The sequence below is a fragment of the Bacillus pseudomycoides DSM 12442 genome (assembly GCF_000161455.1).
Classification (GTDB): Bacteria; Bacillota; Bacilli; order Bacillales; family Bacillaceae_G; genus Bacillus_A; species Bacillus_A pseudomycoides.
In genome coordinates this window covers 867,797-882,696 of the sequence record NZ_CM000745.1, presented here as the reverse complement: position 1 = coordinate 882,696, position 14,900 = coordinate 867,797, and the positions used below count along the sequence as shown (strand labels likewise).

Genomic DNA, 14,900 nt, shown 5'->3' with positions numbered 1-14,900 from the left:
CATATCTAGAAAAATATGTCTACTTATAGAAGGAGATAGGAAAATGGATAAAAATTTATTGGATCTATGGCGATCATTTTCTTCAGGACACATAAAAATAAAAGACCTAGCAGATTTTTTAGGTTTAAGTACAAAGCAAACAGTACGTTACTTACATAAATGGATGGATGAAGGTTGGCTAATTTTCAATTCCGGAAAAGGAAGAGGACACACTTCCTCTCTTCAATGGCTTAAAAATATAGAACAAATCTATGAGTCACAAGTGATGGAGATTATGGATCAACAACCTGTTGAAAAAAGCAGTAAATATTTACTATATAATTGGTCTCCAAACAGTAAACTACGTTTGATGACTAAGTTTCACTCAAAATTTGGCTATATACATAATTCGGATGATAAATTAATTATTCCTAGAAGAAAGCCCTTTTTAACAACACATCCACTAGAGGCTGCCGATGTACATAGTGCACACATTGTCGCAAACGTGTTCAATCGACTTGTTTATATGGATGAAAAGGGGAACATATTTCCTGAAATAGCTCATAGTTGGGATTTAACTCAATCTAAGCTTAGACTATACTTAAAAAAGTCCATAAAATTTCATGATGGATCCATCTTAACAGCGACTGACGTGAAACTATGTCTCTCAAAACTACGGAGTCATAAATACTATAAAGACTTATGGGCACCAATAGAGAAAATAGATATTGTATCACCATTAATTATTGACATACATTATCCGGATGGTTGTAGCTATTGTTTACAAATGTTATGTATGATAAATACAAGCATTTATAAAGAAAATAACGGTGTAATTGTGGGAACTGGTGGTTTTTATATAGGAGAGAATAACCAGGAAAAGACATCATTGATAGCATTTAATGATTATTTTCAGGAAAGACCATTGCTAGATACAGTAGAATTCATTCAGGTTCCTATAGAATTTGATACTATTTATCAATCTTCCAAGCGCAACGAGAACACTTCCACCTTTCAAGTAGAAAGAAATTCTGGCTTTGGCGTTATAATTATGAATGCCTGGCGTAATTCATCTATTCAACGAATCGATGTTCGTAACTACTTACATTATATTATTACTAAGAATATCAATCATATCCATGAATATGACTTTAATAAGATCCCCAACCCTACGAGTTGTTTGAAGGAAATAGATCATCAAATCGATATGCGACAAAAATCACGCCCCTCATTTAAAGAACCACTTATTATAAAAGCTACTCAGTATACAGAAAAACTGACAAAGTGGTTAATGAATGTCTTAGAAAAAGAAAATATACCTTTTCTAGTTAAATGGGTTCCTTTTGAAAGCTATCTGAGAGATGAAAAACTTAATGAACAAGTTGATCTCTTTATTCATGGTGAGGTATTCGAGATGAATCAAGAGATATCATTTTATTATTTTCTAACAGCTAGATATTCACCGTTGGCTAAGATTGTAAAAACAAATGAAACAATAAAAAAACACCTTGATAGATACAAACTTACACATTTTGAGAAGTGGCCCTCATTAAATAAAGACCTTGAAAAAGAACTGATAGAATCCTCTATTATGATTCCCTTATATTATGATAAATGTCAGATTCCTTTTTCATCAGATCTAACGAATATTAGGATGAAATATTTTGGATATGTGGATTTTTCTCAACTTTGGGTAAGGCCTTTAATTTAAAAGCTACAAGAAATCTGATACACCGTAATAATTATCACCCTATTTGGGGTACGGAAACATCGCCATCAAGTTAACGAAAATGAGATACCCCATGCTCATCAACTTAAGATCTCATAATACCCCCAGAATGAAAATTTTGTGCATTTTTCTCGTTTGTATTGTTTTGAGATAACTCGTGCATTTAGCTTGATGGCGATGTGGCGGACCCCCTATGTGAAAGCATCTTTTATTTATTCTTATAAACATCTATCTATTTCATTATGAAGTGTTTTAACACGCTCTTTATAGAATATGCCTTTATCCTCTATTTTCAGTTGCGCTATAAACAGGTTTGCAAGCATTACCGCTGTATCAAGCTGATAAAATAAGCTGACAATAGGAGGAATAGACTCAAAGATATCTTTATTCTGATATCCATCTGTGAATTCATACCAATCGATCTCATTAGTTTCAGCTATCCTCATAAGTTCTAGCAGCGGGTGACCAATTAGAGCATTATCCCAATCAACCAACGCCTTAACTTCTCTATTATATCCAATTAGATTTGCTGGTCGAATGTCCATATGTAATAACTTCCTTACATGATCCGCTTGTTTAAGAATCTGTTCGATTATTGATATATCAGGAAATTTAATATCGCAATGCGTAATTTTATTAAATCCTTCTACTCTTTTCACGAGACGTTCAGCTATATACTTGCTAGATGGTTTTCTAGTCCTATGTTGGTAATTTAAATCTTCAATTGGCATACTGTGAAGCTTGTTAACTACTTCTCCTATTTTGTACGCAGAAATTGGAATATGATCAGTAGCCAGGTAATCTGAAATTAAAAAATCAAGTTCCGTAGAAAGATGCAATCCGTGAATCTCTGGTACTGGAATGTCTTTAGAATTACAAAACTTAGAAAGTTCCGCTTCCTTTTGTAACGAAAGTCGACTACTAAACAACTCTTCATTTATATTTTTCACTTCACGTTCCCACGGTACTCGAAATGCTAAAGGTCCTTTTTCCGAATCTCCTCGAAACACAATATTTTGTACTCCATTTCCTACTACTTTTAACTCCTTAACAGCCAATTCTTTATATTCTCGACTCAATATAGTTTTTAATTTTGCTCTTAGTTCTTCTGTTTTCGAACGTATATTAATCATTTTATCCCCCGATTCGCAAGTTATTTACAACCTGTAACAGCATCTCTGATTAATCTTCCAGATGTATTTCCCTTCATTTTAATACATTTGTTTTTTCATATTTCCAATCGTAATAAAGCTAGCCAATATTAAGATAGAAAATAAAAGCAAAATATGATTCACTCCCATACGAGTTATTAAAATACCAGTCAATAGAGCAGATGATATCTTAACAAATGATGCTAGAATCGTTCTTAAGCCTATTACCCTACCAATATATTCTGTTGTAGTATTCAACTGTATTAACGTTTGCACAATAATCAAGTGCGACATGGTAAATAGTCCCATTATAAATATACAAATAACGGCCGTTGTTTTATAGTCATTCAAATATATTAAAAAAGAAGAGGTTGCCATACCCACCATCGTAATAAAAATAACTTTATGTTTAAACTTTTTTAAAAAATAGATAGCAATAAAACCTGCCATAATCCCTCCTACTGAAAATGCCATCTCAAATATTGAGTAGAGTCCGCTCCCTCCTTCAAACTGTTCTGCAAGAGGTAATAATAAAGTTGTTGTCATTTGTATACTAATGCTATTCAAAATAGATAAAAACAGTAAGTATTTCATTCCTTCTGCTTGATTAATAAAATGCCATCCCGATATTAATTCTGCAAGGTAGGATATTCTCGTATTCTGTATTTTTTTAGGGTTCATTCTTTTTATGGAAGAAAAGAAAATAGCCGCAACTAAAAATGTTACAGAATTAATAAAGAAACTAGTAGCTAAAGAAAATTCAACTAGAAATAACCCAGAAATACCAGTTCCCACTATTAATGCTGCTTCATTTAATGAAGATGCTTTTGATATGACAAATGGTATATCATGATTACAGAATGCTTCCTTAATAAATGCAGAAGATGCAGGTTTGTAAACGGTGTAGCAAACTGCTAATAAGAATTGCATAATGTAAAAAACAAATACTGATTCAAATCTTATGAAAACGAGAATCGCCATGATTAAAACAAGTACAAATCGAATACTATCTGTTAAAACAACAATATTTTTAGAGTCATGATGATCTACATAAACAGACACAAAAGGTGTTAAAATGACACTTGGTATATAATAAATAGCAATCATTAATCCGATAGAAGTTGATTGTCCTGTTAAATGAAAAATATACCATAGCAAAGCAATTTGTTGAATTCCATCCCCGAATCCGGTAATGCTAATCCCTAATAAATATTTCAATTTATTACTCATAAAATTACCCCTTATATAATAGTTACCTTCATTTTAGGTGCATCACTTCAACAGAGTAAATTACAACTTAATTATCTATATTTATAATTAATTCTTATAAAGTAATAATTTAATCTCTCAATCAAAATAAAAGAAGTAAAAGGGTATTACATATTATAAATGACTTATATGTAATACCCTTAATTTTTTATGACCTTTTACAATTTAGGTCTTGATAATATACGATGTCCGCGTTTTGACGTCAGGACCCCTAATAGACCTCAAATAACTTCATTTCCATTAAATATAAAAACATAATTATATAACTGTCCTCTAGTGAGTGGCTCAAAAAAGAAGGAATTCTTGCCGTGCCCCATAATGAGATTTTACTGTTTTGTTAGTGGAGGAATATTGTTGTAATATATGAGTACATTCACTCTTTATCTCTGCACAATGTGTGGGGATTTTTTCATAAAGAAAAGACACTCCAATGAGTGCCTTTTCTTTACTAGCAACCGAATCCGCCGCCCCAACAACTGCAACCAATGATAATTAGCAGAATGAACAGGACAATTAGTAAAGCGAATCCGCCACCAAAACCACCACAACTACCTCCAAAGCCCATAACATTTCCTCCTTGAGTAAGAGGGACCATACACATGTGTTTTAACGGATACACATTACTTTATGTTTTTAAACAATATATGAGCAGGTCCTTTTTCTTTATGGGTGCACCACATCACCATCAAGTTAATAAAAATCCTCCAGATGCTGAAAGCATCTGGAGGCTGTGTGGGTCTCATTTAGCAAGTCATATTTATAAAAAATAGACTTTTTTTGTATCATTAATAGCCTTTGTGTCCATGGCTATCAAATTTATAGGTTTTTCCGTTAATTTCAACCTTGGTATCTGTATAAATTGAACCATCCTGTTTAGCATAATACGTAAAGTATCCGTAATAAGGGAAATGATACCCACCACCAACTGAGAACCATCCTATCTTAGCTGCTCCAGAATCATCGAAGTAATACCATTTACCATCGATTTCTTGCCAGCCCGTTTGCATTACGCCTTTATCGTCATAATGGTATATCTTACCATCAACTTTATCGAACCCTGTTAGCTTAGCTTCTCCGTCATGATTAAAATAATATCTTTTTCCGTCAATGGTTTCATGTCCATCGAAAGTATAGTGTGCGCCATCTTTGAAATGATATTTCTTTCCATCAATCGTTTTCCAACCAGCATAAGTAGCTCCTTCTTCTAAGCTATAATAGTGGATTGCATCCTTTTCGCTTCCATCCGGTTGAGGGAAAGCTCTCTTTTCAGTCACTCCTGATTTTCTAATAGCACCGTTTTTCTCAAAGGCTAGTTGTTTCTCGTTAAAAATAACAGTTGTAGGAGTAGTTAGTGCGTTTCCATTCAGATCAGAAGCTCTCTCAAGCACGCCCTTGTCAGAAAAATGAAGAATGACTTTTTGATCTTCTAAACGTAGTTTATTTTTAGTAGGTTGGTAATTTTGGAAATCATAAATTTTACCATCGATTTCCCGCAAACCTTCTTTAACCAACGCTCCAGAAGCATCAGAATAGTAATTATCTCTCCATGCTGATCGTTGCAAAGCACCAGAATCATTAAAGTGATAGTACTTACCCTCAATTTGTGAATTTATTCCTGAAGCCATCATGTTAGACTCCGGATTAAAATAATACGTATTCCCCTCAATTTTCTGCCAACCCTTCAAGAGAACTCCTGAAGCATCTGCATAATACCAACCGGGATTTTGCGTACCTTGGTTTATCCAACTATTTTTAATCAATTTTCCAGTAGAATCATATGCAGTCCATATAGAACTATCACCTTTATCATTACTTCTGAACTCTATTCCGTCATAATTCTGTTTCTCATTTTCTTTCCCAGGGTACCATTCTCTTAACCAGTTATGAATTTCATTGTTAGTTTTTGCAGTGAAACGAATTTCGGATTTGAAACTCCAATCAGTACCAAATTGTTGAACATAAGAATTACCAGCCAAACTTACTCCATTCTTGTTTTTTAAATAGAATTGGAATTTATTATCATGAGAATTACCGGTCTGAACAAGTTCAAACACTTCATCATCACCAATCGAATCAGAATATTGAAGTGCATTTCCTTCTTTCCCTGAAAGATATTTTGAACCTGTTTTTACCAATACTTTATTCGTCCCTTTTTTATAGGGGATAATTTGATAAGGTTTACCGTCATTTAGTATACTAAATGGTAGTGTAATAGGTGTCTCTAGGATTTTTGTAGATTCCGCCAATATATTAGTTGACCGGTTATTAAAATCCGCACGAGCTTCAGGGTTATTCATAACATAATTAGAAAGAACTTCTCTGCCTACTGGATGTGAAGTCAATGTTGCTATCTTCTTTTCTTCTTCTGTTAAATAAGAGAATAGGTCAGTAAATAAACCTTTAAATCCGTCAAGAGAACGTTCCCCAAATTTTTTCTTATAAAATTCGTCACGAAGAATTACATTTTGACCAGATGTTTTTTCTACATATATAGTATTAACTTGGTTAAGCGCAACTCCCGTTTTTCCTTCATCTAATTGCGCTTGTGTAATATAAAGAAGATTGTGTTCTGACACAGATTCTGCATCAGGATTTAGATCTACAATGGTACCCGCTTCTGTAAGCTTAAGCTGCTGTCCTGATTTTAATTTATGAATTTCACTTTTTCCATCTGGATAAAGTACTTTAATCTGCTTAGTAAAATTCGAATCATTTTTCGTATGATGCATAGAGATATTGAATTCCCCAGATTTAAAATTAGGAGCTCTGTAAGATACATTCTCTGCATAGGGACCAGTGTAATCAGTTAAGTCGGGATCCCCTGTAGATATTCCAAGTCCTTCATAAATGTCTTTCACTATACCTAATGAAGTAATCGTCACATCGAGTACGGTACCTATCCCTGCGCTAGCCTTGTTTTCTGCAATAGGAGCTACTGAAAAAAGAATACCTAATGCCGCTGCGGTAGGAATGACTTTCTTTCCAATTCCAATTGTATTAAATTTTTTCTTCATTTTTATTGTCCTCTCTTAGTAAAATTTAGCCTAGATTGCTTACATGTAACACTGTAAAAAATAAATATATAAAGACTGTCGTATGTTGATTTAAAAATATAAAATCAATATTTATAAGTTCATCTTAGTTTAAATACCTTTCATTTTTCTTGCGGAAATGTTACAAAACTCTTTCGTTAATATCTTATAAAATTCCGAATTTTATAAGATATTCTGTATTTTTCAGCTTGGCCGCTATACAGAAAAACACCCAAGAAATAGCAAAGATTCTAATCCCCCTATTCCACCTAGTACAGAAAAATGGTCGGAAATCTCATCGATATGAGAAGAAAACAGTCTTTGATATTATGGGTGTTGTCTATGCGTATGATGGAGTGAGAAGACAAAAGAAAGCTGCATCATTTTTAAGGACAAAAAGTATCTTAAGAGTTTTTTAGTTCATTTGAACGAAAATTTATTTTGTTTTCGTTCTTAAGTTAATGGGCATGGGGCATGTACACAAGCCTCATTTGTATGTTCTTTCTTACTTTTCAAAATAAGCCGCACCAAAGTTTTCATTAAATCTCTTACACCATATAGAAACCGAACCGTATGTGCTTACATCTATCCCTTCAGGAATTTCATAGTTTTGGTCTCCTTTGTTTCCCTTTAACTTTCCTAATTCAATATACTGATGGTTTTTAACATCTTCGTTATTTTTCAAACGATTCGTAGGAACTAATACAACTCGAACATCTGGTCCATTAGAAGTTGAAAAATTTGAAAGTCGTAAAACACGTTTTCCATCCCCTAATTGATGGATCGTTGCCGTTCCAGTTGTTTCATGAACACCGTTTTGAAACTGACCTGTACTTATTACTCGTTCTTCTTGTTGTTTTGTTTTGTTTGATTGTATTTCTGTTTGTGGCAATGCTTCATTCACTTGCTTATCAATAAATAATTTCTCGGGGCGGAACAATGACCATAAAATTCCCCCAACAATTATGGAACCTCCTATAAGCAATACATATTTTCTTTTCATAAAGTAAAAGTCCTCCTGTAGTATACTGTTTAATGGTATAGTAACAAGAAAGTCTTTCATTTCTATAATATAAATATTACAAAAGTCTTTCAGCAGTCTTATTTTTTTCTGATGTGATGGGAAGAGTAAACCAAAATTCACTTCCCTGTTTTCCATCTGAGCGATCTCTCACACCAATTTCTCCTAACTCTCCATATTTGCTTCTTAACTAAAATCAAATTGATATCGTTTCATAGCATACCGTTAAAAACCTTTTCAAAATTCATCGGTTAAATATAGAAGAAGTAGACACATTATTGTTAACATAAATTAGAGACTGAAATTCGCTTGTTTTTCATTCATATTGGTTAAACTTCTTTAAAGTCACGGCTCTTTTTGTATAGATTGTTGTTTTTTTGCGATAAAAATAAGACCTCAGATTAAATCCAGGTCTTAGGTATTTATGAACGCTTTCTTCGTATGGCGATATTAATCTTCATCACGACTTCCAAGTACAAGATAGAATCCGAAAATCAGCTTCGCGAATGTAAATATTTACTAGCATTCTATTTTTTGTGTATGTTGGAATTTAGAACATTCTTACATTTTCTAATATTTTGTTTGATTTGCTGATTTTCAAAAAAATAAATCTCTGTACCTGACCAAACAAAAACCCAACACACTATGCTTAAAACTCCTGCAATATAGGCATGATTGCTTGAAAGCTTCAAGTATATCAACCCAACAATAATACCAACCACAAACAAAACAATAGCCTTATTGACATTTCTAGCATATGTATATTCCTCTTCGTTCAAGATGTTAGAAAAAGTGTTACATGTGGCAGTCTTCAGTAACTTTTCGTCAAAATCATTCTGACCTAAAAAAAATATTTCAACTTCTTTTCTTTTGCCACTGCGTAGCTTTGACAAAAGAAAATCTTCAAGGTCAGAGCTTAGGTGAACATCATCTGAGCTATAATATCTTGAAAACGGAGTATCAGTTTCATCTAAATAGATATTTATACTTAATTCATCTTTCATGTTAACCCTCCTTTAACTCCAATGTACTAGTTGAAAGTCAACCTTTTATCAGTATGGTCAAGATAGCAACAATTCTTACGAAAACAAGGAAAGTCAAAGAAAGACTTTTGTAACAATTACGAAAGAAATTTGAAAGGGGTTTAAATTAAGATAAACTTACCGATATTAATTTAAACATGTTGGTAACAGTATATTTAGAAAGTAAGGAACAAAGTCATGAAAGAAAAGATAAAGAGAAGTATAAAAAAAATTTCCCCTGTAGGAATAGCGATGGGAATCTTATTCAGTTTCAACCCAATTACAAAACATAAAGCGAAAGCAGACGTTAATACAAGAGAAACGTCTCTTACCACATTTGGAGATACCTATGATACGTTTCTAAAAGAGCCTTTTGTTATTCTTTTATCAGAACAAAGTGCTAAATATGATTATACAGCTAACAATGAAAACCGTGCTTACAAAGCTCCTACTTTTAACAAAGGAGAATTTGGTATTAGTGTGTATGATTATTATAAGAACCAAAACTTTTCTAAAAAAATTAAAGTTTTCTATGAAGATGGGAAAGTTGAATATAAAACGATAAAACATGGTCAACAACTTCTGATTAAGCAAGCTGGTATAATAGTGGACTTAAATCCCGATGCCTCAAATCTATATGAACATGATACGTATTATATTACACAAAAACAATTAGATGCAGGGAATACTGGTATTGCGCTGACGAATTGGCAAACATATTACTTAAAAAGTGACAATAATGGTCAAATGAATGGTCCTTTAGCTCTAAAATATATTAAACAGGAATTTCCAAATATAAAACCAGGTAGTGCTTCTTTTGACCTAAATAAACTTTTTCATGCACTACCGGGAGAGAAGCGAAAACTCGCAACGATAACTTCGAATCCAGTAAAAGCATCTGGAATTTTTAGTTATACCTCTGATGAGCTTGCTGAGATAAAGAAACATAAACTCGCCGTCGTTACACAACATAAAAATAAAAAAGAAAGTCCCAGGTGAATGAATTCATTAAGAAATTAAACAAAAACATTTTTTTTTGGTAAACAATGTTTTTGTTTAACGTAAAATTTTCTTTTTTTGATATGATAGCCTCTAGAAGCTTTACAAGCATTTTTAACGAGTAACTAATCAACAAGCCAATTTTCTATACATTAAGGAAATTGGCTTGTTCTTTGTCTAAAGCTACTTAATGCTTTGATCTCGACGCTTTGTTATATAAGGGGTCCCGTCCCATCGCCATCAACCTAAAGTTTTGATTTATCCCCATAACGACAATTTTATGCATCGTTGACACAAAATGCTTATTTTAAGTTGTTCACGATGACTTTCTTTAATGTGTTAATTAATTTAAAAGCAATTAAGAAAACCACTACTATAGCTAAGAGTGGTTCTTATATATCAAACTTAATTAATTGATATATATTTCTTGAAGCCCTTACTTATAGTTCCATTATAACCATTTTTAGCAAAGAATTTATGTGCTTCTATTCTAGTTGTACTACTTAATAAGATAATTCTTGTGGATCCTCTTGCAATTGATATTTGCTCTACATGCTTTAGTAACTTTTCACCTATCCCATTACCTCGAAAATCTTCATTTACAATCACATACTCTAGAACAGTATATGGTCTAAATTGGTATCCTGGATCAAGACAAAAAGTCATAAATATACTTCCTTTAACTTTACAATCTTCCTCATAAACAAATAAGAAATTATTAGAATCATTCCTTATCTGCTCAATTCTTTCTGGTAAAACCTTAATGTTTTTACTATGCGGTGCTAATTTTTTATATAAATTTTCAATTACATTACTGTCTTTTGGTTCAGCTTCACGAATCATATAATTACCTACCTTTTGTATTAACATATCAATATTTCGATTCATCTTAACATTCTGATTATATTATATCCTAAAACAAGATCTTTTTGGTATAATTCGGAAAAGGAGAGGATAAAAATGAAGAGGATAGGAATAATTGGAGCTTGGCAACCTGAACTAAATTATTTACACGAAGAATATCCGAGTAGAAAAGTTCGTAAAATTGCCGCATGGGAATTCTATCATCATAATATTAACAATTTAGAGATTATATCCGTTATAAGTGGTGTTGGAAAAACAAACTGTTCTAGTTGTACACAATTACTTATATCAGAGTTTCATCCTGATGAAATATATATGACAGGAATTTGTGGAAGTTTGTCAGATAGCATCAAGGGTGGAGAAATTGTCATTGCAAGACAAATGCTCCAACATGATGTTACGAATGCTGGAAAAGGCGATGATGTGTGGGACCTATATACTGGTAGAACATCCATTATTGATGGCAATAATTCTATATTTAGTGATTTTCTTAATTTTGCTATCAATACCAGTGAACATAAAATCAACAATGGGATGGTTATATCGGGAGACCAACGTATTAGAGAAGATGCTTTGAGACTATCCTTAAGCAGTACCCATAATGCTATTGCTGTTGACCAAGAAATAGCATCTTTTTCATATGTTTCTTATGTTAATAAAATACCATTCCTATGCGTGAAGTCTGTATCCGACCAAGCAGATAATAAAACTATTGAAGACCAAAAAAGATTTAAGCTCTTGGCATGTAAAAATTCATGTAAATTATTAATTGAGTTTCTATTGAGATAGGACTCAATAAGATCACTAAATGAAAGTAAACTTTTAAATATTAGTTTACTTTCATTTTAATTTGCATAGTAAATAACACGCAAAAAAAACTCAAAGTCCCTATATGACTCTGAGCCTTACTTTTGTATAAGACTTATTTCATTAAATCCACTCTTTTCCATGTTCACGAATGAATTTAATATCGTTTTGATAATGTTCAAGATGTCCTTCATCTATCATTTTTTGAAAATTTATATCGCCTTCTTTGGCTTTTCTTTTCATGTATTTACATAACCCTTCTAATCGTAGCAATACCATCTCCAAATAATCTTCTTCCATACCCTCACCGTAGGATTCAAAAAACAACTTAACTCTTTGTTTTATACGGTCGGCATGCTGTAATAAATTATAATAAACTGCCTCACCTGTTTCAGTATGATAAACTCTACTTAAGGGGACACAAGTATAAAGAGTATAGGCTATGTCCCAAAGTCTTGGACCAGGACCAACAACATCAAAATCAATAATACCTACTGGTTTTTCGTGATTAAAAATAATGTTGTATATTGCAAAATCATTGTGGCATACAACCTCTATTTTATTTGGAGTATTATCCATTGGTTTCCAATCATCTGATAACGGAAAGTCACTCACAGCATCATGGTAAAGACGGAGCATCTTCGCTATTTCTTTTAAAACATCATTAGACCACATGTATTCTTTTAAAGGATAATTACCAGCTTCTCCTTCAATAAATGATAATATCTCTCTATCTTTTTCATCAATACCTAAAAACTTTGGTGCATAACTAAAACCTTTGTTTTCCAAATGATTTAATAGCTTATGAATTTTGGTACTGTCTGGCTTTAATTCTCGTCGAACAGTACCTTCCGAACGATATACGTTTGAAACATTCCCTCCCGTTAGCATTTCTTCGTTTTCGTAGTTTGACATCTGATAATTCCCTCCTCCATTATTAGAAAACTAGACACTCTTAAAACAAATGCCGATTGTTCAACAATCCTGCTCGTTAACGGAACAAGAACCACTTTGCTTGGCTTTATATTTTAACATAAAGTTCCTATTCCTTTTTTTTAACACCTCAAATAGCAACTTTAATCGCATCAAAAATAACGAAATGACAATGGTTATGGTCATCCTGATAATTGATGTGCTATTGCACTTGTTAATTCAACAGTGAAAACCGGATAAACTTTTACATATCAACAAAAAAATCGAGTATAAAACCTTTGTGATTTTACACTCGATTTAGCCTGTCATTTATACGGCTTCTCCATGTTATCTGAACTACTTAAAATTAATAGGACTCTTTTTTAGTTTTGAAAGTAAACTTTAGTATATTAGTCTACTTTCAATACACTGGTTAACTAAATAATTATCTTCAGCAAAATAAGTTAATTTTTTCTATCCCTCGTGAATTTCTTTAATGCTTTTTCCTTCTAAAAACGCATGTCCCGTTTTAATTTTTTCTACTGTTTCAAATCCATACTTTTCATACACTTTTTCTACTGTTTCGTTAATTGGGATCACCCAAAGATTATCTAGTCCTCTATTCATTACTTCACTTTGAATAAAGTGAATAAGTTCACCTATTAACCCTTTACCTCTAAACTTTTCAATTGTAGCTACACTTTCCATTCGGGCCTATTTTTCATGTTCAAAAATACAAGCGATGGAACATGCTACTCCATTGTATCTAAGTAGATAGTGAGTGAATGCTGGATGTTGGAATTCATCTTGAAAAGCTTTTTTTCTAACTTCGCCTCCTAACTCTTTTATATTACATTCAATATCTAAAGCTTCTTCAAAATTTAATTCAGATACCTTTTCAATAGTAACTTTTTCATTTTTATCTTTTTTAGTTAATTTCTTATTCCATAATTGGACTGGACTTATTAATTCTTCAAACCCAAAATTCTTTATTTGTAATTCAGAAATCAGTTTTTCTTGCATATCTAAGTTGTATATATAAAATCTAGGTACTATATTTTTAGTCTTATAGAAATGGACTACTTCATCTACTATCGTTTGTGGATTTAAACTTACTACACTTACATGTGCATGATTTGCATCATAATAATATGGGTTACTTTCATTACAAAATATAGAACCCCATGATTTCTCTATTTATTTCTTCAATATCTTCTGTTCTCTATTATACATTTTAATATTTTAATTTTCAGTTTTTTAGTTAAAATATATCTCATACCTTCAAAAAAATATTTTCAAGCAAAAATGAATGTAAACTTTTTATTATTAGTTTATATTCAAATTCCCTAATCATTAACTTTATCCCAATTCCCCTGATATCATCAAAATACAGAACAAAAGTATACATTTGAAATACTGTAAATAAAGATTTAATAGAATATCTGAACAAAAAACAATCTTATTATTTATCTTTAAATATGGTAACACATGCGTTAGTCAGGAGAAATGCCAGTTTGCAGATTTATCTATAAATCGAAAATCCTCATATCCTTGTGACAAAATTTCTTGTTGTATATTTGGAAAATCCTCTATATTATTTACGAAAACTGCTATCTCATAACAATCTATAATTACAAACATTAAACTACATTTACTATTTAAAAATTCAGGGATAGTATTCACTGAAGTATTACTTATTTCGAATGTTGGTATTTCGTGTAAGTACGCTCTAAGGTTTAAAAATATTGGATAAAAATCTGTTGTCGTTAACGCTTCTTTTAACTTACTTCCAGTTTCAAACTCTTTGTTATCTAAAAAGTTGTTATCACCGTATTTATTATTAGTGAATACTAAACAATCGTTTACAGGAATGTGCCAATTATAATTCTCTATTTTGATGAATAATTCTAATATGCTCTCTATTCGCAAGTTGCCTTTTTCCATAGGAATTTTGAAAAACAAACCAATTTTCTCCATTTTTCACTCCATCCTTTTGCTTTTTAAGATACTTACAAATACATCTTTTATATTTGCTGTTATCGCGTCAAACCCCTTCATTAATATATTAAAATTATAAGAAAACACTGAGAAAAATACATCCTTATTAACATAACA

At 32.0% G+C, this 14,900-nt stretch carries 12 protein-coding genes and 2 pseudogenes; 4 read left to right on the top strand and 10 right to left on the bottom strand.

Annotated elements, in window-relative coordinates; all coding sequences use genetic code 11:
* The first annotated feature begins 43 nt into the window (after positions 1–43).
* Complete coding sequence (locus tag BPMYX0001_RS04400; protein ID WP_033798692.1) at positions 44–1,690, top strand: ABC transporter substrate-binding protein; 1,647 nt, start codon at positions 44–46, stop codon at positions 1,688–1,690.
* 236 nt (positions 1,691–1,926) lie between these two features.
* Here BPMYX0001_RS04400 and BPMYX0001_RS04395 read toward each other — a convergent pair whose 3' ends face one another.
* The 4 genes from BPMYX0001_RS04395 to BPMYX0001_RS04385 all read right to left on the bottom strand — a co-directional run bounded on the left by BPMYX0001_RS04395 (position 1,927) and on the right by BPMYX0001_RS04385 (position 7,142).
* Positions 1,927–2,841: a phosphotransferase family protein gene (locus BPMYX0001_RS04395; protein ID WP_006093774.1), complete on the bottom strand. Its 915-nt coding sequence runs from the start codon at positions 2,839–2,841 to the stop codon at positions 1,927–1,929.
* Positions 2,842–2,919: 78 nt separating this feature from the next.
* Positions 2,920–4,089 carry an MFS transporter gene (locus tag BPMYX0001_RS04390; RefSeq protein WP_006093773.1) on the bottom strand — a complete coding sequence of 390 codons (1,170 nt, stop codon included), beginning with the start codon at positions 4,087–4,089 and terminating at the stop codon, positions 2,920–2,922.
* 487 nt (positions 4,090–4,576) lie between these two features.
* On the bottom strand, positions 4,577–4,693 hold the full coding sequence (locus BPMYX0001_RS30205) for a YjcZ family sporulation protein (protein WP_018782884.1): 117 nt from the start codon (positions 4,691–4,693) through the stop codon (positions 4,577–4,579).
* A 220-nt stretch (positions 4,694–4,913) separates the two neighbouring features.
* Positions 4,914–7,142 (bottom strand): N-acetylmuramoyl-L-alanine amidase family protein, encoded by a 2,229-nt coding sequence (locus BPMYX0001_RS04385; RefSeq protein ID WP_006093771.1) that lies wholly within the window; start codon positions 7,140–7,142, stop codon positions 4,914–4,916.
* 230 nt (positions 7,143–7,372) lie between these two features.
* On the opposite strand from BPMYX0001_RS04385, the pseudogene BPMYX0001_RS30200 reads away from it, so the two are divergent.
* A pseudogene (locus BPMYX0001_RS30200) lies at positions 7,373–7,579 on the top strand (hypothetical protein); the annotation flags it as partial.
* Positions 7,580–7,665: 86 nt separating this feature from the next.
* On the opposite strand, the gene BPMYX0001_RS04380 reads toward BPMYX0001_RS30200, so the two are convergent.
* Positions 7,666–8,163, bottom strand: coding sequence for a DM13 domain-containing protein (locus tag BPMYX0001_RS04380; protein ID WP_003202815.1), 498 nt, complete (start codon positions 8,161–8,163; stop codon positions 7,666–7,668).
* Positions 8,164–8,708: 545 nt separating this feature from the next.
* Complete coding sequence (locus BPMYX0001_RS04375) at positions 8,709–9,185, bottom strand: hypothetical protein (RefSeq protein ID WP_033798691.1); 477 nt, start codon at positions 9,183–9,185, stop codon at positions 8,709–8,711.
* Positions 9,186–9,401: 216 nt separating this feature from the next.
* Between BPMYX0001_RS04375 and BPMYX0001_RS04370 the strand changes: the two genes are divergently transcribed.
* Positions 9,402–10,202: a hypothetical protein gene (locus tag BPMYX0001_RS04370; protein WP_006093769.1), complete on the top strand. Its 801-nt coding sequence runs from the start codon at positions 9,402–9,404 to the stop codon at positions 10,200–10,202.
* Positions 10,203–10,607: 405 nt separating this feature from the next.
* Here BPMYX0001_RS04370 and BPMYX0001_RS04365 read toward each other — a convergent pair whose 3' ends face one another.
* Complete coding sequence (locus BPMYX0001_RS04365) at positions 10,608–11,045, bottom strand: GNAT family N-acetyltransferase (protein WP_033799620.1); 438 nt, start codon at positions 11,043–11,045, stop codon at positions 10,608–10,610.
* A 117-nt stretch (positions 11,046–11,162) separates the two neighbouring features.
* Between BPMYX0001_RS04365 and mtnN the strand changes: the two genes are divergently transcribed.
* Positions 11,163–11,855 carry a 5'-methylthioadenosine/S-adenosylhomocysteine nucleosidase gene (gene mtnN / locus BPMYX0001_RS04360; RefSeq protein WP_003202809.1) on the top strand — a complete coding sequence of 231 codons (693 nt, stop codon included), beginning with the start codon at positions 11,163–11,165 and terminating at the stop codon, positions 11,853–11,855.
* 141 nt (positions 11,856–11,996) lie between these two features.
* Here mtnN and BPMYX0001_RS04355 read toward each other — a convergent pair whose 3' ends face one another.
* The 3 genes and pseudogenes from BPMYX0001_RS04355 to BPMYX0001_RS04340 form a co-directional block, all read right to left on the bottom strand.
* The gene (locus BPMYX0001_RS04355) at positions 11,997–12,788 is read right to left on the bottom strand and encodes a phosphotransferase (protein WP_006093767.1); all 792 of its coding nucleotides are present in this window, start codon (positions 12,786–12,788) and stop codon (positions 11,997–11,999) included.
* 471 nt (positions 12,789–13,259) lie between these two features.
* Positions 13,260–13,982: pseudogene (locus BPMYX0001_RS32220) on the bottom strand (GNAT family N-acetyltransferase); the annotation flags it as partial.
* A gap of 300 nt (positions 13,983–14,282) precedes the next feature.
* Positions 14,283–14,762, bottom strand: a complete 480-nt coding sequence (locus BPMYX0001_RS04340) for a DUF2691 family protein (RefSeq protein ID WP_006093764.1) — start codon at positions 14,760–14,762, stop codon at positions 14,283–14,285.
* Positions 14,763–14,900: the final 138 nt, after the last annotated feature.